This is a genomic window from Methylophilus luteus (assembly GCF_042676265.1).
Classification (GTDB): Bacteria; Pseudomonadota; Gammaproteobacteria; order Burkholderiales; family Methylophilaceae; genus Methylophilus; species Methylophilus luteus.
Genome location: NZ_JBHTKB010000003.1, coordinates 372,603 through 396,257 on the forward strand (window position 1 = coordinate 372,603; position 23,655 = coordinate 396,257).

Genomic DNA, 23,655 nt, shown 5'->3' on the forward strand with positions numbered 1-23,655 from the left:
ACAAGGCTAAACCCTGTACGCCTCAGTTAGCCTGTTTATTCGCTCAAGCTTTTCTATATCGCTTTCTAGCAACCTTTGAGTTGCCTGCTTTTGCACTGCGCGGCCAATTGCGTCGCATTCGCGACCTGCTCTGGTGTCAGTTGTGCCAGTGTGTGATTCAGCATTTTGGTGTGGCGGTCAGCCAGGTGCTTGTCTTCATTCTGGGTGGCCAGCATCAGCCACATGGCGGCTTTCACCGTATCTTTTTCTACGCCGATTCCCTGCATATAGACATTGGCCATATAGCCCTGAGCTTCGCTATTGTTGTTGCTGGCAGCCAGGCTTAACCACCTGAATGATGCAGCCAGATCTTGCGGCACCACATCGTCACGCATATACAGCATGCCCAAATTAAGCTGCGACCTTACATGCCCTTGCTCGGCGGCTTGCTGATAATACTGCGCTGCTCTCTCATAACTGATGCTGTGTATCTCACGCCTGAATACCAGCGAGGCCAACATATACTGCGCCTGTACATAATTCAGCTCGGCCGATTTTGTATACCATTTCACGGCTTCGTCCATGTCCTGCTTTACACCGTCGCCATCGTGGTACATCAGGCCCAGGTTGTAGCAGGCCTTGGCATCGTTCTGATTGGCAAGCGATAAATAAATGGCATGTGCTGCCGCGAAATCTTTTTGCGCTAGCTTTTGTTTGGCTTCTTCAAGCGTGTGGGCATGTGCCACACCACAGAGCAACATCCCGACTATGAATAATCTAATTTGCAGCATATAAGCCTCTAGTTGTTGAATGTTGATGGGTTTGCCGGCTAGGTGGCAACGCGCTAACTACGCTTTGCCAAGGCTGCCTGCAAGCGCGTGAGCGCCGCCAGCACATTGGCTTTAGTGGTGCCTATGTTCATGCGCATAAAACCTTGGCCACCGCGGCCAAACATGGCGCCGGGGGATAAGCCCAGCTTTGCTTCTGCAATAAAAAAACGGTTTAGCGCGGCATCATCCAGTTGTAACTGACGGCAATCCAGCCATAGCAGATAGGTGGCTTGCGGCTGAATCACGCGGATGGCGGGTAGATGCTGGTTGATAAATGCGATGGCTTCATCACGCGTTTGCTGCAGATAGGCGATCAACGCATTTCGCCACTCACCACCTTCGCGATAGGCTGCTTCAAACGCGGCAAGATTAAATGGGTTAGTGACTGACACGCCCATGTGTTGCAGATGGGTCTGGATGGCGCACCTGTGCGCCTGGTTGGGGATGATGAGGGCAGACAGCCCCAGGCCCGGGATATTAAAGGTTTTGCTGGGCGACACGGCGGTGATGATGCGGTGCGATGCTGCTGCGTCTGACTCGGTTTCCAAGCTCAAGCGGCTTAAAGGCGTGTGTTGTGCGTCGCTGTAAACCAGATCGGCATGGATCTCGTCGCTTAAAATGGTCAGGTCGTGTTTTTCAGCGATCGCCAGCAAGGCGTGCAGTTCGACTTTGTGCCAGACGCGGCCTACCGGATTATGCGGCGAGCACAGCAGCAACAGCTCGGCATCTTTGGCACATTCCTCCAGCTGGTCCAAATCCATCTGGTAGCTGAGGTCGCCATCGTTTGTTAAGCGCAGCGGGTTTTCGAGCAAACGACGATTTTGATTGGTGACGGCAGAAAAAAACGGGAAATACACCGGCGGTTGCACGATCACGCCGGCCTGTTCGGTAGTCAGCGCAGCCACCACCAGGTTGAGTGAGGGCACCACGCCTGGCGTCAGCACTATCCACTCGCGTTGCACTTGCCAGTCATGGGTGTTCTGCAACCACTCTATCAGCGCCTGGTACAGGCTTTCTGGCGCCAGCGAATAACCAAACACCGGGTGACTGGCACGGGTTTGCAACGCGTTGCTGATGGCTTGCGGCACCGCAAAGTCCATATCGGCGACCCACATGGGCAGCACGTCATCGGTGCCAAAGGTGGCGGTTCTGCCGTCATACTTGAGTGACTGGCTATGCTCGCGTGCAACGGGCTGATCGAACAAGCTGGTCAACTGATGCGTTGCCATAGCGTCACTTCCGAAAGGGTATGCTGGAATTTGTGATTGGTTTCCCTGATCACAAACGGGATCTCGACCGGCGGCTGCATCAGGCTAAAGTGCTGGCCCAAGATGGCTTTCAGGCCGTCCAGCGTGGTCACGTTTTCACCATCCTTTTTATAGCCGCCTATCCATTCTTCGCGGGGCGTGTGTTCTTCCTGCCAGGTATATGGCGAGGTGAGCATGAGCACGCCACCCATATTCAGGCGCTCATGAATGCTACTCAGGAACTGACGCGGGCTGTATAGCCTGTCTATCAAATTGGCCGCGAGAATAAAATCATAGCCGGTAAATTGCGGCTTGAGGTTGCAGGCATCCCCTTGCCAGAACGCGACCTTATCCACCACCTGGTCCAACCCAAGTGCGGCCAGCTGACGTTCCTGGTAGCTGATCAGGTCACCTTCGGTGGCCATGGTATAACGCAACACACCTTGCTGTGCCAGCTTGAGCGCCAGGCCGATAAACCGCGCAGAAAAATCAATGCCGGTGACGTGATCAAAATGCCTGGCCAACTCGAAGGTGGCGCGTCCTGTGGCACAGCCCAGGTCCAGTGCCTTTGCGGCTGGCCTGGATTGCAAATGCTCAATCGCGTATTCGCTCAATGCCTGGCAAAAGTTAGGCACGCCAAAATAGCTATCGCCATAATGAAACTCGGCATATTCCGACAGCAGTTTATCGGACTCATAGTGCGAGGCATTTTCTTCAAGCGGGGTGTCAGTCACGATATAGCGGAATCCTGCATGTTGGAAAAAATGGCGCCTGAACGCATAACGTGCACTTTTAAGCGCCTCGTTGCCGGTTGAGATCCAGGAGCCGCCTTTGATCAGGTTATGGCGGCCATCAAAGGTCGGGGTGGTGAAATCATCGTATAAAGGATGCACCTGAAAACCATCAAACGGGAAGATAGGCGTTTCGGTCCACTGCCAGACATTGCCGACCACATCAAACAACTCGCCGTGTGCAAACTGGTTAACCGGGCAGGATGAGGCGAAATGGTCGAGAAACAGGTTGGCATTCATGCTATCCGCTATCTTTTCATCTGACAAGCCGGCATGCTCATAGAGACTATACCACTCATGCTCGCCAGGCATGCGTACCGGTTTGCCCAGCTGCGCAGCTAGCCAGTGACAGTAGGCCTTTGCTTCGTGGTAATTGACTTCAACCGGCCAGCTCCACGGCATGTCGACCTCTGCTGTCATTAAGCGCAGTTTCCAGCCATCTGCCTGTTTTACCCAGAAGGTCGGATGTTCGGCTTGCGCAAACCGCCGCCAGGCCAGGCCTTCTTCTAGCCAGTATTCATCTTTCTGGTAGCCACCGGCTTCTACAAAACTCAGGAACTCAGCATTCGAGGTCAGGTATTTTGCGGCGGCAAAAGCGGGGCTATGCTTGTTGAACTGGCCGTACTCGTTATCCCAGCCGTAATGGTCGCTGGATTTTGCGAGTTGTATATCCTTTGCCGCGATCTCTATCAGGCTATTTTGTGGGGCAGGCACATCCAGCGTACAGGGCGCCCAGTCCGGGTGTGGTTGCACATATTGCAAGGCATGTTGCCGTATCAGTACCGAGCTGGTTTCCAGATGAATGCGCTCATGCTCTATGCCCATCAGTATCGGCCACCACGGGCTTTCCCAGGTGATAGGCAAATCAAACGGCAGGGTAATGATCAGCTCATCGACCACCTGGCGCACGCTGGCCCTGTAGGCCTTGACCTCGGCCGGCGTCGGCCAACTGTAGTTCATCTCGTTGACATCATCCCAGCCCATTTCATCGACGCCTACTGCAAACATGGACTCAAATTGCGGATTGACACGTTGAGAGATCAACCCCGCCAGCACCAGTTTATTGATCAGGAAAGTATTGGTATGGCCGTAATAAAAAATCAGGGGATGCCGTAACGGATTGGGTTTGACGTAATAAGCCTGGTCGCTGGTCAACACCTCAAACAATGATTCATACACATCCGCAGTTTCATGAAAATAAGCGCGTATATCCTCGCGGGTGAGCGTTGTATTTTTGTTATGTATAGGGATAGTTCTATGAGGATGCTTGTTCATGTTTTTCTATGGCATGTTTGGCTATTGTGAGTGTTTATGGCTAATTCTGATGCGAGGATAATGCAGTTAGCGAAAATATACTAAAACATGTTTTTAATACAAAGGTGTGGCAGGTGAGCAGAACGATGGGACACCTTGCATCAGAGGCTCTTCTTTGTTTGGTTTTTAAGCCGTTTAGTTCATTTGCCAGCTGTTAAAAATGATCAGCATACATGTCTGCTGCAAGCTAAGGTTAGCGAGGTGTGAAAACTCCGACAACATAATCAGCCGCTTGCTGATAAATATTGCGGCATATGTTCGCTAATGTTGCTATTCGGCTAAAAGGAGATGGCAATGGCTAGAGACCCGAATGAGATCCCTGACCGTGAATCAGACATTGATCAGGAAGACGACACTGTGATTGATCCTGATCTGGAGCCTTACGACGAGACAGTGGAAAAGCCGCTTAAGGATAGCGAAAATTTTATTCCACCTGAAGAGCTCTAACCCTATGATTAGTAGAGCTTTAAACCCAATGTTCAGCAGAGCTCTAGCGTAGTGATCATATTAAACACCTAACTCGAATTGGAGATGATGATGGCATTTGATTCAGCAGTGCCTGTTGAAGGCGTGGAGGAAAAATCTACTGTGGTTAAGCCTATAGATAAAGACACCAGGCAGCAGTCAGATGTGAAGGATAACCTGGGCAATCTGGCTAAAGAGCCTGCCTTGAATCGTAAACCGCCAGCCGATGTCGAGCCGGGGAAATTGCCTGAAACTGACAAGTTTTCTCAACCATAGCTTGAGTCATGGTTAACTTAAATGGCCCCACGCGGGCCATTTGTCTTTTATTTTTTGTGCAGCCTGGCATTAAGCTGGTCTATCACTTCTGCCCAGTCGGCGTCTTTCAAAATCTCTTCCCGTAAAAAGGCAGCCTGTGCTGGTGTCCAGTAACTGGCATCAGCCAGCGAAATATAACTCGCTAACTGGCTGTGTGTCTGGATAAAGCTTTCTATCTCTGCATCACTTGATGGCAAGCCCAGCTGGGCGAACAGGTTGTTGAGCGTGTGTAGTGTGGCTTCCATGTCGTTTCCTCGTTATTTATCAGTTATTCAGCACTTGACCATTCTGACATATAAACCGCAAAGAGAATTCCTACACTGTTTTAAGCTAACGCTGATGGAGCTCATATGGGCCAGCGCCCATACTGACATCTCACAGTAAACGATGCAGGAGATGAAATATGGTGGATAACAATGATGTGATTGCCATTTTGAATGACTTGATCGAAACCTCGAAAGATGGCGAAGAAGGTTTCCGCAGCTCGGCTGAGCATGTGGATGATGCGCGCTTGCGGGATTTTTTCTTGCGCCGTTCTAAAGAAGTCGGTGAAAGCGTGCGTGAACTGCAGGGGCTGGTGAGCGCACTGGGCGGTGTGCCGGTCAACGCAACATCCATAGGCGGCACTTTGCACAGACGCTGGATAGACCTGAAAACTGCGTTGACTGCCAATGACAACCTGGCCGTGCTCAATGAAACTGAACGTGGCGAAGATGTGGCGTTGGCGGCTTATCGCGATGCGCTGGAAATCGATCTGCCGCAGGAGATCAGGGCGGTGGTCATACGCCAGTTAGAAGGCGTAAAACGCAATCACGGCCTGGTGAAACAGTTACGCGATGTTTTTGATGCCGAAGCAACCATGAACTAGCAATGTTTTTAAATGTTTTTAAAGGAGAAAGAAATGAATACCAATCAAATTATTCCAGAAATGCCAGTCGTCTGTTCACAGGGTGGCCAGTTCGCCACCGTGGACCATATGGAAGGTAGCGATTCCATCAAACTGAAAAAAGATGAGCAGGGCCAACACCACTACATCCCTACCAGCTGGGTGACCGAAATCAAGGATGGCAAGGTAGTGGTCGACCGGCCGGGTGACGAAGCCATGCAGGACTGGACTGAAGCACCAAGACACTAACTATGCTGCTGTAGTCTTATAACAGCCGCTTCTTGCAAAAGACTCAAAGTTCACGCTTTGGGTCTTTTTGCTTTTTAAAACTGGCTTTAAACACGCAACGTGCGCAGGTGAAATCTTACAGCTTTTTAAGATATGTCCTATGCAAGCACTGGTGCGTCCTTGCCATACTGAGTCTACTGATAATTCTAATTGAATCCGGAGACTGAAATGATCGCTCAAGACGATGTCATTGCCATTTTGAATGACCTGATCGAAACATCTAAAGATGGCGAAGAAGGCTTTCGCAGCTCGGCCAAAAATGCGGCTGACGCGCGCTTAAAGGATTTCTTCTTACGTCGCTCAAAAGAGGTGAGTGTCAGTGTGCTTGAATTGCAGGAGCAGGTGCGCGCCTTGGGCGGCGAACCGGTTGATAGCACTTCCTTAGGCGGCATTCTGCACAGACGTTGGATAGATATCAAAACCGCGCTGAGCAGTAACGATAACCTGGCCGTATTGAACGAGACCGAGCGCGGCGAAGATGCTGCGCTGGCGGCTTATCGACACGCATTAGAGCAAGACTTGCCTGCAGATGTACGGGCCCTGATCTTGCGCCAGGTAGAAGGCGTGAAACGCAACCACAACCTGGTAAAACATATGCGCAATATTTATGAGGCTGAAGCTGCAGTTCATTAAGCCATCATGCCCTAAAGCGGCAGCGCAAGGGCCGTACTTTAACCGGCCAGGCGTTTAATCACGGAGAAAATTATGAATACATCACAAAAATGGTTTTATGGCATGGCGACAGGGTTGCTGGCAATGAGTCTGATCGGCTGTGAGCGGCCGCCGGAACAGGAAACTTCTTCGGACAATAAAGTCATAGAAGAGAAAGCACCTTTGGAGACCACCGCCAGTGAGATCGCCAAAGAATACGCCGATAACTCGGCGGCTGCGGATAACAAATTCAAAGACACTACTTTTAATGTCAGCGGCACCATAGTCGATGTGCAGAAGAACTCCATCAACGAGCCATATGTCAGCCTCAAAGGTGGCGTAGACCCGACCAAGGAACCGCAATTTGCCTTTATTGTGGCCGACCGCGAAAAAGCCTTTGAGTTGAAACCGGGCCAGAACGTCAAGCTGCAATGTAAAGGCCTGGGCGACCTGGCTGATGCGCCTATGGCCGGCGAATGCAAGATTTTGGAGTAAGCGCTCACCTGACGGTGAAAGCCTGTCAAAGCGCAGAAAATCAATATTAAAAAGGAAATAACAATGGCAACAGATTCAAAAAACCTGGTTGAAGAAATCATTGATAACGCGATAGACCCATCTACCCATTTAGTGCCTGAAGATGAAGGCGCCGGTGAGACAGAGATCACTAAGCGCATCCCTCATGACCCTCTAAATGAGAACTTGGTGCCTGACCCTGACCAACCCTAATTGTGAAGCCCTGGTTGGAAAGCCCTGGTTGGTCAATATTTGGTCAGGGATTCAGTTGTTTCACAGAAGGCCAATTCTGACTTAGAGTGATAAAAAAGCCGCAATCAGCGGCTTTTTTGTCAATGTTGAGTGCTTGTCTGTTGAGTGCTTCTCTTTGAATGTTTCTCTAGAGTAATTCTTCAACATGTTTTTTGATATTGGCCGCTATTTTTGGCGTGGGCAGGTCATTCATATCACTGCCGAATGGGTCTTCAATCTCTTCGGCGATCAGTTCCAGGCTGGCAAGCACATAAAAAATAAATACCACCACTGGCACCACGTAGTAGCCTAGGTTAAACACAAAACCAAACGGCAGCGTCATCACATAAAAAAAGATGAATTTCTTGATGAACGCGCTATATGAATAGGGGATAGGCGTGTTCTTGATGCGTTCGCAGGCCCCGCAGATATCGGTGAATGATTTCAGTTCTTCGTTAATGATAAAAAACTGGTCGCCACTGATGGTCCCCGCGCGGTAAAGCTCATTGGCTTTTTGAAAGATCTTTTGTGCGATCTGGTTGGGGTGGTGCTCATGGTGGTCTATCTCCAGGTCCAGCCCTTCAAACAGCATTTTGCTGACTTCTTCATTCATCAGGTGCTTGGAAAGCACAGAGGCATAAGTGGGGATGATCTTCCTGAAGAAATCCAGGTCGTTCTCATCAGATAAATAAGCTGACAGCTTGATCGCCAGGTTACGGCTGTTGTTCACCAGTGAGCCCCAAAATTTTCTGCCCTCCCACCAGCGGTCATAGGCGGTGTTGGTGCGGTATGCCAGCAATAATGACAACACAAAGCCGACCGTGGTGTGTATCAGCGACAGGTTTTTGACGTGACTGCTGTCGGCCAGTTTCCAGTACTCCAGCTCCAGGTAGGCGACGCCGCCCGCGTACAACCCTATCAACAGCATCATAGGCGTCAGCTTGCGGAAAGTATCCGACTCATGAAAGCGGAAGATAAAGATAATCCAGTCTTTGGGGTTGTATTGAATCATTATTTATTCTTTGAGTGAGGGCCAGCGGCGAGTTTAGCACGGCTGCTGTGATCGTATCAGTGCCGGGATGCACGCAGCCCTGATCTGTGGCTGGGCCGCACAACATAGTCTTATGAGCAACAGGTGCTGTAAGCAAATGTAACTTAAATCTATATATAATCCGCCACGCTGTGAGTCAGCCGACCACACAGTTTGATCAATCTATTACTGTAAGGAGATCGCATGTTTAAAACAACTAGATCAGTACTTGCATTCGTCGTTGTAGCAGTATTAAGCGGCTGTGCCGCCGCCCCGGCCAACAAACAGGCGATGATCGCCCGCCCCAGTGCTGCGATCAGCGAAAATCAAAAGGGTAAATTTGTGGTCAATGTAGTGTCCGGCGGCAAGGTCACCAATCCATTCTGGACCTCGCAGGTGAGCAACGAAAACTTTGAAGCTGCTTTGAAAGAATCGCTGGCATTGTCAGGGTTATCGGCGGCGGATGCTGCAGCCGGTAAATATAAGATAGATGCCGAACTGGTGTCACTGAAACAGCCGGTGTTAGGCCTGACCTTTGAAGTGGTTTCTACGGTGAATTACAAGGTGTATGGGGCAGGCAGCGAAAAAGTCTTCCCTATCGTTGCCACTGGCACTGCGACCACGTCTGATACGTTGTTCGCCATCACCCGCCTGAAGATCGCCAACGAAAAATCCATACAGGAAAATATCAAAGCGTTTATCGAGCAACTCTCGGCCAGTGGTTTGCAATAAGCCATTGGTTTGCATTAGGTAAGCGGTTTGCATTCATTAGTGGCTAGCAGTGAGCCTCACTGGGCATCTCTGAACGCTTACTTACGCAGTAGCCATAGCACTATATATCACTATGGCTACTGCTCAGTTTGCTATTGCCGCTCATAGGCAAGCCAGCATCAGGGGATGCCTATGATCTTGAGGTATTCTTCCAGCGTCAGCGTCAGTTGCTGCAATGAGTTATTCACCTCATCCAGGTGCTGGTTGCCATTCAGGTGCAATTTTTCAAGTAGCGCTTTATGCTGCTCCACCGCATCCAGATGTGCTTCGAGTTTGGCTGCTTTTAATTCTGTGGTCATGCTGATTTCTCCTTGTGGCTGCGCGTTGTGCGTCTAGTTTGTAGTTGGCGAGGTCAGTAACTCTGACCTGATAACTTGGAGTCATAGACGCGGCCAAAGTTTGGGGTGCCGGTATTTTGTTTTATAACTTCATGTATATTAACGACTGTCTAGCTGTTCTAAATGCTTGGTTGCGCATGCCATCAGTCAAAGAAAAAACAAAAAATTCAGGGAGAGATTTATGAGTAGATTCATAGTGACAGCGCGTCAGAGCATGCTGATCGCCGGGTTGATCCAGGGCTTTGTCATGTTAGGCCTGCATGAGTGGATCAAGAGCAAAGGTTTTGATGTGTCTGACCTGCTATACCTGGCTCCCTTGTATACACTGGCTGTGCTGGGGCCGTTGACGTTTAATTTTCTACGTGCCGAATTTTCAGGCCGGCAAAGTTTTATTTATGCCAGCCTCATCTCGGGCGTACTGGCGCTCACTGCCGCATGGTTTGGCTGGAGTTGTGAAACGCAGACAGCGCCCCAGTTATACCAAAGTGCGAATTACATTGCCGGGTTGTGGATCTTCAGCTTTGTCAGTGCCGTCATCTGGTTTCATATTCTGCCTTTTGCCCAAAGCCGCTTACGTCGTAGCGAACCGGTTTTTTCCTATAGCGGGCTATTTGAAGATGCCTGGCGCAATCTGTTGCTACTGGCCAACTGTTTTGTTTTTAGCGGTATCTTTTGGGCCTTGCTCGGGTTATGGGCAGGCCTGTTCGAGGTACTGAAAATCGAATTTTTCAGTGATTTATTCACCACCAGATATTTTGTTTATCTCGCCACAGCCATGTCAGTCAGTGTAGCTGTTTCGCTGGAAGATAAAGAAGCCTCTGCGCTGGTGACCATACGGCGCTATTTGTTAGCGGTGCAGGCACGTCTGTTGCCGTTAGCTGCTTTTATAGTGCTGCTATTTCTGGCGACGCTGCCTTTTAGCGGCTTACAGCGGTTGTGGGATACCGGTTCTGCCACTGCACTGATGCTGGGGCTGCAATACGCGGTGATCATATTGACTAACGCCGTATGGCAGGACGGAAAACAACCATTACCTTTCTCAAGCTTGACGCGATCATTTATCCGTATCGCCCTGATAGCGCTGCCGGTACTTGCGCTGTTATGTGTATGGGCGCTAAATCTACGCATAGGCCAATACGGCTGGACCATAGACCGCGTCTGGGCCGCCATACTGGTTGCGTTTATCAGTTTGTATGCGGCAGCCTACTGCGCGGCGGCAGTGCGTAGTGGCTGGTTGCAATCGCTAGGCAGGCTGAATACTGCCATCGCATTACTGGTGATAGCTACGCTCCTTGCGGTACATACGCCGCTACTGGATCCGCAGCGTATCTCTGCCTCCAGCCAGATCTCCCGCTTATTGACGGGGAAGGTGGCAGCCAGTGATTTTGACTATGAGTATCTGCGGTTTAATCTGGGCAGGGCGGGTGTAACAGCGTTACGCGAGCTTGAAAAGATCGAGCATCAGGCTGAAGCAGAAACCATCAGATCAAAAGCAACTGCGGCATTGAACATGCAATCACAAAGTGGAATGCAGGCGTTGCAGCACGTGCCTAGCCAGCAGGAGATCACGGCTAGAATCAACTTGTATCCTAAAGGCACCGCGATCGATCTGGCATTTGTTGAAGCGGTCCATCAGCGCATGCAGGATGGCAATTATGATTATTACTCACGTGCCCTGAGGGATGGCAAGGAGCCGGTGGCGGTATTAGCAGTCGACCTTAACAAAGACGGTGCGCCGGAATATATTGTTTTAAAAGAGCCGTTCGCGGTGTTTAGCAAGCAAGGCCAGCAATGGCGCCTGATCGGCAATATAGGGTTCAATCACAATGATACTACGCACGGCAAAGCGCTGGAGCAAGCAACTGCCAACGCTGATTTCGCTGTTGTGCCCCGCCAATGGAGTGACCTGCGCATAGGCGGTTTTGAAGGAAAGCTGCAGCTGGAAAATCAATAATAGCGCGGAGTATTTTCTTATCTCGCTATCATGCGAATACATTTTGCGCATGGCACGCTATGAGCTGCAAAACAAAACCCGTCCTGGCAATCGCCATGGACGGGTTTTTGAGTGCCAGACCAGTGCTTAGGCCGGGATACTCTCTGCCACAGCCTCTCTGTCCCAGACGCGATGCGCTTTTAATGCAGCCAGCAATTCAGTTTCCACTGCATTGAATGAGGAGTTGCTGATCAGACCAGCATCCTGTTTCAGCGGCAAGCTGTCCAGTAATTTTGCGGCATCACCAGTCAGTACTATGGCTTTCAAGTGCTTGTAAGCCTCATACAGATAATGCACTGCCGCGCCATTTTTAAGGATGCTGCCGCTTACATCATCACCGTCGAGCACGATCACCGCGTCAAATGTCACTGAGGGTTCGCCTTTGATAGTGCCATCCACAGCGATAGATTTTTGCTTGCGCGTATTGACCGGCGCTGAGGTTTCACCGAGCAACATGACAGTGATCTCATGTTTTTCAGCAAACGCTTTCGCCGCTTGCAACTGCTCATCCGCAATGCCGGCAAAGGCGAGGATGGCGATTTTTTTGCCCTTGGCACTGTCTGGCAAAAGATTTTGCTGGCTAAGCGCGGGCGAAGATTTCAGTTTGATCTCCGGCACCGCCACGCTTTGTTTGGTCGGCGGTGTAATGCCCAGATTGGTCGCCACTTTTGCGGCGAGATCGAGATCGATGTTGGACAGGATCTCGTTCACCACCCGCTCGCGGATAAATGTGCGCTGCACTTTGCCTAGCTCAAAGCTATAAGCATTCACGACATGGGTCTGCTCGTGCTCGCTCAGGCTGTTGTAGAACAGGCGCGGTTGCGAAAAGTGGTCGCTGAAGGAATCTGACCGCTCTCTGATCTTATGCGCATCTATGCGTTCGTAATAGCTTTCAAAACCACCATCTTTTGCCGCAGGCGGGGTTTCTTTTGGCCAGCCGCCATCAATTGAATTAGGCTCATAGGCAGCCTGGCCTTTATTGATGGTGGTGCGGTGTATGCCGTCACGCTGATTATTGTGGAAAGGGCATACCGGTTTATTGATCGGGATCTCGTGAAAATTAGGCCCGCCCAGGCGGCTTAACTGTGTATCGGTATACGAGAACAAGCGGCCTTGCAGCAAAGGGTCATTACTGAAATCGATACCTGGCACGATATGGCCGGGGCAAAAAGCCACTTGTTCGGTTTCGGCAAAGAAATTTTCCGGGTTGCGATTCAGCACCAGCTTGCCTAAGGGCGTGATGGGCACCAGTTCTTCGGGGATGATCTTGGTCGGGTCCAGAATGTCAAAATCAAAGCTGTGTTCGTCTTTTTCATCTATGATCTGCACGCCAAACTCCCACTCGGGGTAGTTGCCTTGTTCAATGGCATTGCCCAGATCGCGGCGGTGGAAATCAGGGTCTTTACCAGCCAGTTTCTGCGCTTCATCCCACACCAGCGAAAGCACACCTTGTTTGGGGGTCCAGATGAATTTGACGAATTTAGACACGCCTTCATCATTGATCAGCCTGAAAGTATGCACGCCAAAGCCTTGCATGGTACGCAGACTTTTGGGGATGGCCCTATCTGACATGGCCCAGATCACGGCATGCGAAGCTTCGGATTGCAGCGAGACAAAGTCCCAGAACGTATCATGCGCCGAGCCGCCTGTGGGCACCTCGTTGTGCGGTTCAGGTTTTACCGCGTGCACAAAGTCCGGGAATTTGATGGCATCCTGGATAAAAAATACCGGGATATTATTGCCGACCAGGTCAAAGTTGCCTTCGTCGGTATAAAACTTGATGGCAAAACCGCGCACATCGCGCACGGTATCGGCAGACCCTCTGGGCCCCTGTACGGTAGAGAACCTGACAAATACCGGCGTCTGCTTGCCTTTTTCACCGAGGAAACCAGCTTTGGAAAGCTTGGCATGGTTGGCATAAGACTCAAAATAACCATGCGCTGCTACACCCCTGGCATGCACGATACGCTCAGGGATACGCTCATGGTCAAAATGGGTGATCTTTTCGCGTAGTAAAAAATCTTCGAGCAGGCTGGGGCCGCGCGCCCCGGCTCTGAGCGAATTCTTGTCATCGGAGACCTTGACTCCCTGGTTAGAGCGCAGGGCCTGGCCAGTGGCGTCGGATCTGTATTGTTCGAGGTCTTCAGTTTTTGCCGTAGTGTTTTGTTTATCTGCCGCATCTGCACCCGCAGCACTACTTTTCTTTGTATCCGTATTCACCGCCATTTTGTATCTCCTAACCTAGTTTTTTAGTGCATTGATAATAGGAGATTCGCGGACTGACCATTATAGGTAAGTCACGGATAACCATGTAGGAATAACCATCAGTAGCCGCAGATAGCTCGCCTGCGACTGTTTAACTTATATATGTTTTTCTTGCGTATAAATCAGGCAGGCATAAGCACCTATGGTCAGCGGCGCTGAAAAGCCATAACCATCCAGAGCTTGCTCATTGGCGCTGATGTCGCCAGAAAGTGTTTCATCCATTTCCTCGTTGTAAAGCGTGGTGTCGCTGTTAAAGCGCAGCTTCCACTCACCCCCTTGCGGCAGGCCGATCACATAGTTCTCTTTGCGGCCTTCGGCAAAGTTGAACACCACCACCACATCATCACCGGCACCGCCTTCTTTCCAGCGGTGCATGGCGATGAGTTTGTCGTTGTCGTTGACATGGTAGACCGCGGTATGTTGCCCGCTCAGGCCTGCGGAATGGCCAGCCCGGTTCAAACGTAAATTGATCAGGTCACGGTACATGCCGGTGATATCGGCATATTCTTCTGCACGCTGCCAGTCTATAGGTCTGTCATCGCGGAACCACTGGTCGCGCAGAAACTCCTGGCCCTGGAACAGCATGGGGATGCCAGGGGCGGTGAGCACCAGTGCCGCGCCCAGGCTGGAGCGCTTGATGGCATAGCGGTTGGGGTGCTCGCTGGGGTCTATCTCTGACACCAGGCGCTGTTTGCCATTGGCGACTTCGTCATGTGATTCGGTGTAGACCACGCGCTGGAAAGCATCCTGGTTGTAAAGGTTGAGCAGGGCATCCCTGACGCTGGCCATAGAGCGATTGGCGTCGTCGGGTTCTATCAGCACCTGGCGGATAGGATGCACAAAGCCTGCGTCCCACTGGCTGCTGAAATTAGCGCCGCCGTGCTCTTTGGCCTGGGTGAGTTCAGGGCTGTTCTGCAGGTCTTCGGCGATGGTGATCTTGCCAGGGTGGCGGATCTGCACTTCGTGATTGATCCACTGCAACAGACTGAAGCCTTCAGCAATCAGGTCCTGCGCATCGGCTTCTACACTGCGTATATACAGGGTCATGTCATAGCGCAGGCCATCGGCGTGATAGTCGCCCAGCCACATCATGGCGTTATCGAAAATATACTGGCGCACTTCGCCGCGGCCATAATCCGGGCGGGTGTCTCCCCACGGTGTGGTTGAACGCCAGTCGTTGTAAAAATAGATACCGCCTTTGTTGTCTTCGCTCCAGCCATCAAACTGCCACAGGCTGATATCAGAAGGACCAAAGTGGTTGTACACCACGTCGACAATGATGGCGATGCCTGCTTCATGTGCGGCAGCTAAAAAGCGCTTGAAGCCTTCGGCGCCGCCATAAGCGCTTTCTATCGCATAGGGGTGGGCAGGGTTGTAACCCCATGAATAATCGCCGGCAAACTCGGCGATAGGCATGATCTCAATCGCGTTAATGCCTAAGGATTTAAGGTGCGGCAGACGCTCAATAGCGGTATCAAAATTGCCGACCTGGCCATCCTTGGCGTGAAAAGTACCTATATGCATCTCGTAGATCACCAGCTCATTCCAGGCCGGCATCTCGAACTGGCTGTGCGGCGGCTCGAAAAGATCCAGCGGCGGGATCACACCGCTACCTACCGAGTTGGTGACTATCTTGGCATAAGGGTCTATGCGCTGCAGTTGCTGCTCGCCGTTGATGATATGAAATTTATATTCATCGCCCGGCTTGGCGTGCGAGAGGTCGGCATACCAGTAGCCATTTTCTTCATGCACACAGGCATCTGCGGCGGCCTGCCAGTCATTAAACGAGCCTATGACTGACACCTGGTCTGCATGTGGCGCCCACACGCGGAATGCCACCCCATGCGCATGTGGGATAGCACCCATGCCGGGTATAGGCTCAAAATTGGTTTGCAAACTGGCTGATGACATGATGATAGACTCCGGCATATGGTTAACGGTTAGCGCCTGTATAGGCAGGCTGGGCAATGTAGGAGAATCTAACTAATCGCCAAACCGGAAAACAGACGACGCATTCTGATAATGCTGTCAGCGCTATCTGTCAGAAAAGTCTTACCCCAGAATCAGCATTTTTCCTGCAATCAAAAACCGGCCCCGGCCCTAGAATAGCTAAAAATTAATCAAACTAAATGCTATCGGACAGGTTGAATCATCATGCTGACATCTATTGAATTTGCAGACGAGATTTTTGAAGAGTTAAAGCTTTCAATAGATCAGGCTTGTAAAGAACGTTACTGGTTTACCGCTTGCCGCAATGCAAGAACCCTGGGCTTCAGGCAATCTGATGTCAGCTTTGCCTCGACTTATGGTCAGCGCTATGAGTTGCATATAGAGCCGGATATCACTCTATGCCTGACTTATCAATCCATGGAAGCGTGTGACACCCTGACGCCTACCGATGTCGCGAGGTTTGAATTGCAGCTTAAACACGCTGAGGTGCTGGTCAAGTCATACCAGAACGAGTTTGAAGAAACGCCGATATCACTGGTGAGAGGCGTGCGTTATGGCGCGTTTTCTGCCAGCCTTTAAGCGATAAACCATTTCAGTCAACATCAAGGATTTAGTCAATATCAGGAGCCACACTTTTGTGTGGCTTTTTTTGCATTTCTAGCTGCTGGCCAAGCCTTACAGCTGCTCGGTAGATTGCGGCTCGTGCATGGGGCAACCGTTCATTTGCCGGCGGAAATTGCTGGAATGCTGGTAAGTCAGTTTGCGTGCACGCATCACCGATCCAAGAGGCCTGTGCGCTGCGATGCCGTTCCACGGGCTGAACGCCAGCTTGTCTTCGATCGGCGGCGTGAGTTTGTCATCCCAGGCCTTTTGCGGTGCAACATCTATGGTCGCTACTTTCAGGTAAGGGCTTTCATGTTCTGGCCATACCACTGCCGCATCTTCGATCGGCATGGTGTCCAGGTTTCTGCATAGCTGCACCAATACCTCCCACTGACCGGCATGCGTGGCAAAAAAAGCATTCACTGCCTGCCGCAATGCATCTGGGTTATCCCTGGTATTTAAGCCATTGCTGTTCAAATGTTTGCCGGCCAGGGCCAGCAAGCCAGGGCTAGCGGGCCGTACTGACAGTTTTGCCATATAAGGCCCGTACAGCACCGGCACCTGGGTAAAAAACTGCTCTCCCAGAATATGGGTCTCGGGGTAGCCGCCCATGGCTTTGAGCGTTGCACTCTCAATACCCAGGCTTGCCAGCAGCCGGGTTAAGCCGCGCAACACGCTAGAGATCACTTTTTTGAATTCGGGGAATCTGTTGGTGGTTTTGGCCAGTAACTTCAGGCCGGATAAAAAACTTTTCGCATCTTTATTCACAAACGACTGGCCGCTCACCAGCAGAAAATCCTGGGTCTGAGCTGCGGCGTCACCTTGCAATCGCTCGCCCTGCACACCTATCACTTTCAGGGCCAAGCCTCTGGGCGTGGATACGCTGTCTGCCAGAAAGTCGCCCGGGCTGGTAGAAAGCCTGATCACCGTTTCGTACACCTGTTCGTCGGCGAAGATGCCTTGCTTCAACTCGGGCGGCAGGCCGGGTGCCACCGTCAGCTTGCCCCTGAGCAAGCCATGACTTTTGATATGTACACTGCGGTAACCATGGCCAGAATCCCTGGCCGTGACATCACTGATGCTTTGCAGCGTGCTGACCAGCGCTTGTATGGTCTGCTGCTCATCCGGCTCGGCTATTTCGTAGGCGGGGTCATAGGTGACAGGCTGGGCTAATTGTTTGCTAGTGCCAAGTGTAGTGCTGATGCCAGGTGTAGTGCTACTACCAGGTGCTGTGCTCATGGTGAGGGCCTTGGGTGATGCCTGTGGGCTATCCCTGTAATCGAACGGGGTCTTCCGGCAGGGCGGTTATTGTTATTGTCCATGCAGATACACAGAGATATGTATAGGCCGCTTTATTTAATAACGATTTGCTTATCCGCTCCATCAGTAAGCTGCGCATCATCTTGTAGGACAGGCTTACCGCAAAGCTGACGCCAGCCTGGTAAAGTTTGCAGGAAAATCTGCCCGCGGCATGGCTGAGCGCGTATGATTCAGGCGCTTGAGCAATAAACCGGCTGAGAATAGAGCTGATAATCTGCCTGTCACCGGGAGATTAGATTAAATTGCCGCTAATTAATATTGGGCAACCAGAAATGAATTTAAAAAATGCCTTTTTCTAAAACAACAAGTCCCGAACTGCTGCTCGCCAGGTATCGTAGCCTGATGGCCGATGTGCCTGTGGTGATCTTCGCCGGGTTGAGTGCGACGGCTATCCAGGTGGTCGCCCTGCAGGATGGCATAGACTGGCGGGTGTCGGTGGCGATGCCACTGGTGCGTATGACCCTGGCGGCCATGCTGTTCATCTACTGGTTCTGGCACCGCGAGGATAATCCGGGCATAGAAAAAGTGCGCTGGCGATTGCGCGCTGCTTCCATCGTCTTAGTGTTTTCCGGCGTAGTGACTTTTTTCCGCAGTTTATACCTGTTCAACCACACCGATAGTTTCGGCCATTACTTCCTCATTATTTACATCACTTTATTCGGGCTGTGCTTTGCTTTCATCCTGAGCAAGATAGGCGTCGCGGCATTTATCTATAATTGCCTGCTGATCTCTGCCGCCCTGGTATGCATTTTTATGGGCGATTTTGAGCAGCCTTATGTGCTGGCTGGCCTAGTACTGGTGTTTGAAGCCGGCATGCTATTCGCCATGCGCGCCAGCAGCAATGTGTTTGACCGGCTGGTGAATGCCACTCACGAGACGCATAGCCTGCTGGAGGAAAACCAGCGCCTGGCTAACCTCGATGCCCTGACCCAGCTGCCTAACCGCCGCCAGTTCTTCGTGCATGTGGAACAGCAACTCGCCCGCGCCAAAAAAACCGCAGACCGCTTTGCCGTGGGCATTGTCGATCTGGACAATTTCAAGCCGGTGAATGATGTGTATGGCCACCATATCGGTGACCTGGTGCTGACCGAAATGGGCGCGCGCCTGGCGCGTATCAAAATCGCCGGCGTGCAGTTTTATCGCCTGGGCGGCGATGAGTTCGCCTTCCAGATGGTGACAGATCCCCAGCATATGATACTCAGGCAGATAGGCAAGGAAGTGAATCGCGTCATCTCGCAACCTATCATCGCCGACGGCATACTCATCAGCATCAAGGCCTCTATCGGTGCCTGCGTGTACGCTAACAGCAAAGATACCGCGCAGGAGCTGTACGAGCATGCAGATTTTGCGCTTTACCACGTCAAGCGCACTGGCCGCGGCAACATGGAGATCTATTCGCAGACACTGGAAGAAGAGCGCCAGCACCTGCATAAAGTCGACCAGGCCTTGCGTGCTGCCGATCTTGAAGCAGAGTTGTTCCCGGTGTTTCAGCCTATCATCAATGTCAACACTGGCACTATCAGCTCTTTTGAAAGCCTGGCCCGCTGGAACAGCCCCAGCATAGGCATAGTGCCGCCGGCGGTGTTTATCGGCGTGGCAGAGAGCCTGGGCATCATTTCAGACCTGACGCGGCTGATGTTCCAGAAATCCATTATCGTCATGGGCAGCTGGCCGGCGCACATCCGGCTGTCGTTCAATCTTTCTGCCTATGATGTGACCAACAAGGCGGTGATAGAAGAACTGATCTACATGGTGGCGCAGAGCCGTATCCACCCCTCACGCTTTGTGTTTGAAGTGACCGAAACCGCCTTGCTGCAAGACTTTACCACTGCCAAGGATAATATTGAGCTGCTACGCCAGTCTGGCGCACGCATCGCCCTGGATGATTTTGGTACCGGTTATTCCAGCCTCAGCCATGTGCAAAACCTGCCGCTGGATAAGCTCAAGATAGACCGCAGTTTTATCAAGGACATAGAAACCAACCCCACCAGCCAGACCATAGTGCGTTCCATACTGGCACTGTGCCAGGGCATGCAGGTGGAGTGCGTGGCCGAAGGTGCCGAAACCGCAAGCCAGGTGCAGTTTCTGCAGCAGATGGGTTGCCAGCTGATCCAGGGTTATTTCTATTCCAAACCGATGGCAGAAGAGCATATACAGCACTACCTGGACCAGCCTGGCGTGACCGCAAATATGGTAACGGCTGGCCTGGCAGCAGCCGAGATCAGGTTGCCAGGCAAGGTTGCCTGACCGTTAAAACGCGGTCAGCAATGAATCTTTCCTATTGTTGTGCGCATGGTAGTCGCTTAAGCTGAGAGCTTATTTTTCAGGCTTGGGGCAGTGGTGAAAAAAACTATCGTGGGCATGTTGTTGATGCTGTTGCTGGCGGTGCATAGTCACGCCGCTGAGTCAGCAACCAGTATTTCAACCAGTGATGGACGCACTTTTGACAGCCTGAGCGCGGATGATATTCAGCGCCTGAGTGCGCCAGACCTGGCGGCTTATCAGACCTGGCAAGCCGCACACCCCGAGGAAACCTCCACCTACCAGCCATCCGCAGGCCCTAACACCATGGATCTATCGTCTGATTTCTCTATGTAAAGCAGCTATTTTTTTCAGCTTTGTTTTATTAAGCGTGGCCGCTGGCCTAAAATAGCGGCATGTCTTTGCTGCTCATTCAACAATACTTCCCCGCATACCCCGCCCATATGCATGCGCAGATACTGCAATTGCACACGCAGGACAAACTGCAGCATTACATCAGCCAGCGCTACCCGCAAGCGCATACCATTCAAAGCGATAAAGCGCTGTATGACTTTTGCAGCGAGCTCAAGCAGCGCTACCTGAAAAATGCGCCACTGCTGGATAAAGTCTATTTCGATAACCAGCTGACGGTGGAAAAGCAGACCCTGGGTTTGAATACCGCCATCTCACGCGTGCAGGGCGGCAAACTCAAAGCCAAAAAAGAGATACGCATTTCAGCATTTTTCAAAGCCACACCGGCGGAGTTTTTGACCATGATAGTGGTACATGAACTCGCCCATCTTAAAGAGCGCGATCACGACAAAGCCTTTTACCAGCTATGCCAGCATATGGAACCCAACTATATGCAGTATGAGTTTGATTGTCGCCTTTATCTGTTAGCGCTGGCGCTGAAACGTCTGCCTGTTATCCCTGGTGTTGAAAAAGACAGGCTGGATGATTAAAACAGCCTGTCTTGTATACACTGTCTTTACGGCTCTGCCACCGTGCTGATCAGCTGCAATAAGGTATCTGCTTCTAGCGTGGGCCTGCTCACCTGCAACCACACCGCCGCTATCCTGTCTGCCCGGGCATAGGCTGCCGTAGACAGTTCTTCACTGAAAATATCCGGGTCCAGCTCTTTGTACTGATAGGTGCAGCCCGCGTCTTTGGTCATCTGTTTCACTGCTTCCACAAACGGGTCATGACCGTCAACGATGGCGACGCCGGTGTACAGCATCAGGCTGCCGCCGGGGGCCAATCGGGTCAGGGCCGCTTGCACGATATCCAGCGAAAGTTGTGCACCCAATGGGCCGCTACCATGACGGTAAGCTCTGGCGGAGGGGTCGACCAGGTAGGGCGGGTTGGCAATGATCAGATCAAACTCGCCTTGCAGGTCGTGCAGCAGGTTGCTGTACTGAAAATGCACGTTGGTGATCGCGCTGGCTTTGGAATTGGTTTCAGCAAAAGACAATGCTTTTTCATTGATATCCACACCCCAGATGGCAGCGTAAGGCAGTGCTTCTGCGAGCAGGATAGCGCCTACACCCGAGCCTGTGCCTATATCGACACAACGCTGCACTTTGCCCGGCAGGGTCGCCAGCGCGCCGTACATGGCATTGATAAAACGGTAGGTGTCCGGCCCAAAAAACACTGCGTCCTGCGACTCGGTGGGAAATCCGGAATGCACAAACAATTTGTCGGCCACGCTGGAAACGCGCACCAGCGACTGCCAGCCCTGGTCTACAGCACGTAACGCACCGGCGGCTTGCAGCAGTTCTAAAATCTCCTCGCCTACGATGTCTTTGCTGAACGGGCGGTTCCAGCCAAACACATCATGCAGGTTACTGGCACTGGCATTCTCGGCCCGCTGATTGACCAGCGCGTGAGTAGTGGGGGTGACCGTGACAAACTGGTAGCCGCGCGCATACAAAATGGCTAACAGTTTTTCTAACGGTGCACTGGCGATTGAATCTTGGACTTGCGCTGTCACGGTGAAAATCCTTTGGCAATAGCAAGAAGTAATGACATATCAGCTTAACAGAAGTCTGCCATTGTTTTAATAAGCGCATTCCTACATGTTTCTCCTTGATTGTCTGATATGGAATTCAGCGCTAACTGCGTAACTTACTGACTTGATCAATCAAAGGCGTTCGCTATGTCTGGTGTGCATATAGAAATCGGAAGACCGCAGCAAGCAGTCAGGCAGTGGTCTGCAAAATCGATTTACTTCTCATTGTTAGAATCTGAGCTATCCGCCAGAACCAAAGCGGAGAGTGCTGCTTTTCTGGCCAGACAACTGAGCGAGACGCACAGCCATGCCACCAGCATGCCGGCCACCCTGGCCGAGTTAGAAACCTGGCTGGCAGAGCACAATGAGCTGGTCGGCCACCAGTATCACGAATATCTGGCCGGCCGCAAAGCCGGTCAACCGAGAAGGTATTTCCGCAGCAAATCACATGCACTTTTTTTCCTGCGCGCAGTGGCACCGACCAAACTGGTGGATGGTTCATGGCTATATGGCTTGATGAAACACTGGCAAGACCCCAGGCTGGTTTCGTTGATCAAGATCTACCTGGAAGAGCTGGGCGATGGCGTAGAAGCCATGAATCACGTCGTGCTTTACCGCAAACTGTTAAAGCTGAATGCGTGCGAAGACTGGAAAAACCTCGATGAAAAATTCTTCACCCAGGGCGCGATCCAGCTGGCGTTAGCCACACACACTGACAGTCACTTGCCTGAAGTCATCGGTTTTAACCTCGGTTACGAGCAGCTGCCGCTGCATCTGCTGATCACGGCTTATGAGCTCAAAGAGCTCAATATAGACCCCTATTATTTCACCCTGCACACCACCATTGATAACGCCCAGTCTGGCCATGCGCGTGGCGCGATAGATGCGGTGCGTGAGGCCATGCCGGTGTTCGCTGATGCAAGCGACTATATGCAGCGCGTGATCAATGGCGTGAAATTGAATGATGTCGGTCTGAGCACGCTGGATATCATCCAGCAGTTCGATATGCAGGCCGAAGTGGTGCGCATACTGCAGAGCAAAGCCAATATCGGCCAGTTCATGCATTCAGATCGCTGCGTGATTGGTGGCAGAACAGTCAATGACTGGCTGAAAGAGCAGGACCAGGTGGCCCTGTTTTTACAAGAGATGGAAAAAACTGGCTGGGTGAAACGTCACCACAACCCAGAAGAAAGCCCGTTCTGGAAAGTGATCGCTGGCGACAAAGCGCCCATGTTCGGCGTATTCACCGGTTATGAACAGCAAGTGATCTATGACTGGATCGCCGGTGAGGCGCTAGAGTCACAGCTGATGCTCGCACGCCTGGGCAAGCCATGGCGCATGGTAGAAAAACAGGCCATCGCCCACGATGAAGCGCTGCACAAAAAATATGGCAATGTCTACGACTTCAGGTCCGGCCATAAACTCACACAGCAGATGCGCCAGGCTAACGATTTCAACCAGGACCAGCTCGCCTTCGAGCGCCATGTGCATGGCATAGATGACGAGCAGATACTGATGGACTTTCTGGTCGAGTGGATGTCACCGGCCAAACACTACACTCCGCTAGGCTTGTCTGCGACCCGCTATTTCAAATCGCATATGGATTCACTATTTTAGTCAGCTGAC

24 protein-coding genes are annotated in these 23,655 nt (G+C 51.6%); 14 read left to right on the top strand and 10 right to left on the bottom strand.

The window, feature by feature from the left end; genetic code table 11:
- Positions 1-65: 65 nt before the first annotated feature.
- From ACFQ1Z_RS14070 to ovoA, 3 genes are read right to left on the bottom strand one after another with little or no spacing between them, the layout of a single operon-like run.
- Positions 66-770 (bottom strand): tetratricopeptide repeat protein, encoded by a 705-nt coding sequence (locus ACFQ1Z_RS14070; RefSeq protein WP_379058831.1) that lies wholly within the window; start codon positions 768-770, stop codon positions 66-68.
- 53 nt (positions 771-823) lie between these two features.
- Entirely contained in the window at positions 824-2,038 is a 1,215-nt protein-coding gene (locus ACFQ1Z_RS14075) for a MalY/PatB family protein (protein WP_379058835.1), read from the bottom strand.
- Positions 2,020-4,122 (bottom strand): 5-histidylcysteine sulfoxide synthase, encoded by a 2,103-nt coding sequence (gene ovoA / locus ACFQ1Z_RS14080; RefSeq protein ID WP_379058838.1) that lies wholly within the window; start codon positions 4,120-4,122, stop codon positions 2,020-2,022. Before ovoA ends, ACFQ1Z_RS14075 begins: the two co-directional genes overlap by 19 nt.
- Before the next feature lie 333 nt (positions 4,123-4,455).
- Between ovoA and ACFQ1Z_RS14085 the strand changes: the two genes are divergently transcribed.
- Positions 4,456-4,608: a hypothetical protein gene (locus tag ACFQ1Z_RS14085; protein ID WP_379058841.1), complete on the top strand. Its 153-nt coding sequence runs from the start codon at positions 4,456-4,458 to the stop codon at positions 4,606-4,608.
- Positions 4,609-4,698: 90 nt separating this feature from the next.
- Positions 4,699-4,902 carry a hypothetical protein gene (locus tag ACFQ1Z_RS14090; protein WP_379058844.1) on the top strand — a complete coding sequence of 68 codons (204 nt, stop codon included), beginning with the start codon at positions 4,699-4,701 and terminating at the stop codon, positions 4,900-4,902.
- Positions 4,903-4,949: 47 nt separating this feature from the next.
- Here ACFQ1Z_RS14090 and ACFQ1Z_RS14095 read toward each other — a convergent pair whose 3' ends face one another.
- The gene (locus tag ACFQ1Z_RS14095; RefSeq protein WP_379058847.1) at positions 4,950-5,186 is read right to left on the bottom strand and encodes a DUF2789 domain-containing protein; all 237 of its coding nucleotides are present in this window, start codon (positions 5,184-5,186) and stop codon (positions 4,950-4,952) included.
- Positions 5,187-5,344: 158 nt separating this feature from the next.
- On the opposite strand from ACFQ1Z_RS14095, the gene ACFQ1Z_RS14100 reads away from it, so the two are divergent.
- The 5 genes from ACFQ1Z_RS14100 to ACFQ1Z_RS14120 all read left to right on the top strand — a co-directional run bounded on the left by ACFQ1Z_RS14100 (position 5,345) and on the right by ACFQ1Z_RS14120 (position 7,492).
- Entirely contained in the window at positions 5,345-5,809 is a 465-nt protein-coding gene (locus ACFQ1Z_RS14100; RefSeq protein ID WP_379058850.1) for a PA2169 family four-helix-bundle protein, read from the top strand.
- 33 nt (positions 5,810-5,842) lie between these two features.
- Positions 5,843-6,076: a DUF2171 domain-containing protein gene (locus ACFQ1Z_RS14105; protein ID WP_379058852.1), complete on the top strand. Its 234-nt coding sequence runs from the start codon at positions 5,843-5,845 to the stop codon at positions 6,074-6,076.
- A gap of 207 nt (positions 6,077-6,283) precedes the next feature.
- On the top strand, positions 6,284-6,748 hold the full coding sequence (locus ACFQ1Z_RS14110; protein WP_379058854.1) for a PA2169 family four-helix-bundle protein: 465 nt from the start codon (positions 6,284-6,286) through the stop codon (positions 6,746-6,748).
- Positions 6,749-6,820: 72 nt separating this feature from the next.
- Positions 6,821-7,261 (top strand): OB-fold protein, encoded by a 441-nt coding sequence (locus tag ACFQ1Z_RS14115; RefSeq protein ID WP_379058857.1) that lies wholly within the window; start codon positions 6,821-6,823, stop codon positions 7,259-7,261.
- Between the two features lie 63 nt (positions 7,262-7,324).
- Positions 7,325-7,492, top strand: a complete 168-nt coding sequence (locus tag ACFQ1Z_RS14120; protein WP_379058859.1) for a hypothetical protein — start codon at positions 7,325-7,327, stop codon at positions 7,490-7,492.
- Positions 7,493-7,658: 166 nt separating this feature from the next.
- Here the strand turns inward: ACFQ1Z_RS14120 and ACFQ1Z_RS14125 are convergent, their stop codons facing one another.
- A complete protein-coding gene (locus ACFQ1Z_RS14125) occupies positions 7,659-8,522 on the bottom strand; it encodes a bestrophin family protein (RefSeq protein WP_379058860.1) in 864 nt (287 codons plus the stop codon).
- 222 nt (positions 8,523-8,744) lie between these two features.
- Here ACFQ1Z_RS14125 and ACFQ1Z_RS14130 point away from each other — a divergent pair, with 222 nt between their 5' ends.
- Complete coding sequence (locus tag ACFQ1Z_RS14130) at positions 8,745-9,272, top strand: hypothetical protein (protein WP_379058862.1); 528 nt, start codon at positions 8,745-8,747, stop codon at positions 9,270-9,272.
- Positions 9,273-9,430: 158 nt separating this feature from the next.
- On the opposite strand, the gene ACFQ1Z_RS14135 is transcribed toward ACFQ1Z_RS14130, so the two are convergent.
- Positions 9,431-9,610, bottom strand: coding sequence for a hypothetical protein (locus tag ACFQ1Z_RS14135; protein ID WP_379058864.1), 180 nt, complete (start codon positions 9,608-9,610; stop codon positions 9,431-9,433).
- Positions 9,611-9,830: 220 nt separating this feature from the next.
- On the opposite strand from ACFQ1Z_RS14135, the gene ACFQ1Z_RS14140 reads away from it, so the two are divergent.
- Positions 9,831-11,603, top strand: coding sequence for a hypothetical protein (locus ACFQ1Z_RS14140; RefSeq protein ID WP_379058866.1), 1,773 nt, complete (start codon positions 9,831-9,833; stop codon positions 11,601-11,603).
- Positions 11,604-11,729: 126 nt separating this feature from the next.
- On the opposite strand, the gene katE is transcribed toward ACFQ1Z_RS14140, so the two are convergent.
- Both katE and ACFQ1Z_RS14150 read right to left on the bottom strand, forming a co-directional pair.
- Positions 11,730-13,868 (bottom strand): catalase HPII, encoded by a 2,139-nt coding sequence (gene katE, locus ACFQ1Z_RS14145; RefSeq protein WP_379058867.1) that lies wholly within the window; start codon positions 13,866-13,868, stop codon positions 11,730-11,732.
- Between the two features lie 135 nt (positions 13,869-14,003).
- Positions 14,004-15,818, bottom strand: coding sequence for an alpha-amylase family glycosyl hydrolase (locus ACFQ1Z_RS14150; protein ID WP_379058870.1), 1,815 nt, complete (start codon positions 15,816-15,818; stop codon positions 14,004-14,006).
- Positions 15,819-16,061: 243 nt separating this feature from the next.
- Between ACFQ1Z_RS14150 and ACFQ1Z_RS14155 the strand changes: the two genes are divergently transcribed.
- A complete protein-coding gene (locus ACFQ1Z_RS14155) occupies positions 16,062-16,436 on the top strand; it encodes a hypothetical protein (protein ID WP_379058872.1) in 375 nt (124 codons plus the stop codon).
- Positions 16,437-16,532: 96 nt separating this feature from the next.
- Here the strand turns inward: ACFQ1Z_RS14155 and ACFQ1Z_RS14160 are convergent, their stop codons facing one another.
- On the bottom strand, positions 16,533-17,699 hold the full coding sequence (locus ACFQ1Z_RS14160; protein WP_379058874.1) for a catalase family protein: 1,167 nt from the start codon (positions 17,697-17,699) through the stop codon (positions 16,533-16,535).
- 366 nt (positions 17,700-18,065) lie between these two features.
- Here ACFQ1Z_RS14160 and ACFQ1Z_RS14165 point away from each other — a divergent pair, with 366 nt between their 5' ends.
- The 3 genes from ACFQ1Z_RS14165 to ACFQ1Z_RS14175 all read left to right on the top strand — a co-directional run bounded on the left by ACFQ1Z_RS14165 (position 18,066) and on the right by ACFQ1Z_RS14175 (position 20,983).
- The gene (locus tag ACFQ1Z_RS14165; RefSeq protein WP_379058875.1) at positions 18,066-20,027 is read left to right on the top strand and encodes a putative bifunctional diguanylate cyclase/phosphodiesterase; all 1,962 of its coding nucleotides are present in this window, start codon (positions 18,066-18,068) and stop codon (positions 20,025-20,027) included.
- Positions 20,028-20,120: 93 nt separating this feature from the next.
- Positions 20,121-20,378, top strand: coding sequence for a hypothetical protein (locus tag ACFQ1Z_RS14170; protein WP_379058878.1), 258 nt, complete (start codon positions 20,121-20,123; stop codon positions 20,376-20,378).
- A gap of 59 nt (positions 20,379-20,437) precedes the next feature.
- Complete coding sequence (locus ACFQ1Z_RS14175; protein WP_379058880.1) at positions 20,438-20,983, top strand: YgjP-like metallopeptidase domain-containing protein; 546 nt, start codon at positions 20,438-20,440, stop codon at positions 20,981-20,983.
- Between the two features lie 26 nt (positions 20,984-21,009).
- Here ACFQ1Z_RS14175 and ACFQ1Z_RS14180 read toward each other — a convergent pair whose 3' ends face one another.
- Positions 21,010-22,011 carry a methyltransferase gene (locus ACFQ1Z_RS14180; protein ID WP_379058882.1) on the bottom strand — a complete coding sequence of 334 codons (1,002 nt, stop codon included), beginning with the start codon at positions 22,009-22,011 and terminating at the stop codon, positions 21,010-21,012.
- A 165-nt stretch (positions 22,012-22,176) separates the two neighbouring features.
- On the opposite strand from ACFQ1Z_RS14180, the gene ACFQ1Z_RS14185 reads away from it, so the two are divergent.
- The gene (locus ACFQ1Z_RS14185; protein WP_379058884.1) at positions 22,177-23,646 is read left to right on the top strand and encodes an iron-containing redox enzyme family protein; all 1,470 of its coding nucleotides are present in this window, start codon (positions 22,177-22,179) and stop codon (positions 23,644-23,646) included.
- The last annotated feature ends 9 nt before the right edge of the window (positions 23,647-23,655 follow it).

What these genes read in the sequence shown, in the direction of transcription:
- ACFQ1Z_RS14100 (WP_379058850.1), top strand. Translation starts at nt 5,345, where the DNA reads ATGGTGGATAACAATGATGTGATTGCCATTTTGAATGACTTGATCGAA.
- katE (WP_379058867.1), bottom strand. Translation starts at nt 13,868, where the DNA reads ATGGCGGTGAATACGGATACAAAGAAAAGTAGTGCTGCGGGTGCAGAT.
- ACFQ1Z_RS14150 (WP_379058870.1), bottom strand. Translation starts at nt 15,818, where the DNA reads ATGTCATCAGCCAGTTTGCAAACCAATTTTGAGCCTATACCCGGCATG.
- ACFQ1Z_RS14120 (WP_379058859.1), top strand. Translation starts at nt 7,325, where the DNA reads ATGGCAACAGATTCAAAAAACCTGGTTGAAGAAATCATTGATAACGCG.
- ACFQ1Z_RS14110 (WP_379058854.1), top strand. Translation starts at nt 6,284, where the DNA reads ATGATCGCTCAAGACGATGTCATTGCCATTTTGAATGACCTGATCGAA.
- ACFQ1Z_RS14095 (WP_379058847.1), bottom strand. Translation starts at nt 5,186, where the DNA reads ATGGAAGCCACACTACACACGCTCAACAACCTGTTCGCCCAGCTGGGC.
- ACFQ1Z_RS14125 (WP_379058860.1), bottom strand. Translation starts at nt 8,522, where the DNA reads ATGATTCAATACAACCCCAAAGACTGGATTATCTTTATCTTCCGCTTT.
- ACFQ1Z_RS14135 (WP_379058864.1), bottom strand. Translation starts at nt 9,610, where the DNA reads ATGACCACAGAATTAAAAGCAGCCAAACTCGAAGCACATCTGGATGCG.
- ovoA (WP_379058838.1), bottom strand. Translation starts at nt 4,122, where the DNA reads ATGAACAAGCATCCTCATAGAACTATCCCTATACATAACAAAAATACA.
- ACFQ1Z_RS14085 (WP_379058841.1), top strand. Translation starts at nt 4,456, where the DNA reads ATGGCTAGAGACCCGAATGAGATCCCTGACCGTGAATCAGACATTGAT.
- ACFQ1Z_RS14105 (WP_379058852.1), top strand. Translation starts at nt 5,843, where the DNA reads ATGAATACCAATCAAATTATTCCAGAAATGCCAGTCGTCTGTTCACAG.
- ACFQ1Z_RS14070 (WP_379058831.1), bottom strand. Translation starts at nt 770, where the DNA reads ATGCTGCAAATTAGATTATTCATAGTCGGGATGTTGCTCTGTGGTGTG.
- ACFQ1Z_RS14160 (WP_379058874.1), bottom strand. Translation starts at nt 17,699, where the DNA reads ATGAGCACAGCACCTGGTAGTAGCACTACACCTGGCATCAGCACTACA.
- ACFQ1Z_RS14140 (WP_379058866.1), top strand. Translation starts at nt 9,831, where the DNA reads ATGAGTAGATTCATAGTGACAGCGCGTCAGAGCATGCTGATCGCCGGG.
- ACFQ1Z_RS14175 (WP_379058880.1), top strand. Translation starts at nt 20,438, where the DNA reads ATGTCTTTGCTGCTCATTCAACAATACTTCCCCGCATACCCCGCCCAT.
- ACFQ1Z_RS14090 (WP_379058844.1), top strand. Translation starts at nt 4,699, where the DNA reads ATGGCATTTGATTCAGCAGTGCCTGTTGAAGGCGTGGAGGAAAAATCT.
- ACFQ1Z_RS14075 (WP_379058835.1), bottom strand. Translation starts at nt 2,038, where the DNA reads ATGGCAACGCATCAGTTGACCAGCTTGTTCGATCAGCCCGTTGCACGC.
- ACFQ1Z_RS14115 (WP_379058857.1), top strand. Translation starts at nt 6,821, where the DNA reads ATGAATACATCACAAAAATGGTTTTATGGCATGGCGACAGGGTTGCTG.
- ACFQ1Z_RS14130 (WP_379058862.1), top strand. Translation starts at nt 8,745, where the DNA reads ATGTTTAAAACAACTAGATCAGTACTTGCATTCGTCGTTGTAGCAGTA.
- ACFQ1Z_RS14155 (WP_379058872.1), top strand. Translation starts at nt 16,062, where the DNA reads ATGCTGACATCTATTGAATTTGCAGACGAGATTTTTGAAGAGTTAAAG.
- ACFQ1Z_RS14165 (WP_379058875.1), top strand. Translation starts at nt 18,066, where the DNA reads ATGCCTTTTTCTAAAACAACAAGTCCCGAACTGCTGCTCGCCAGGTAT.
- ACFQ1Z_RS14185 (WP_379058884.1), top strand. Translation starts at nt 22,177, where the DNA reads ATGTCTGGTGTGCATATAGAAATCGGAAGACCGCAGCAAGCAGTCAGG.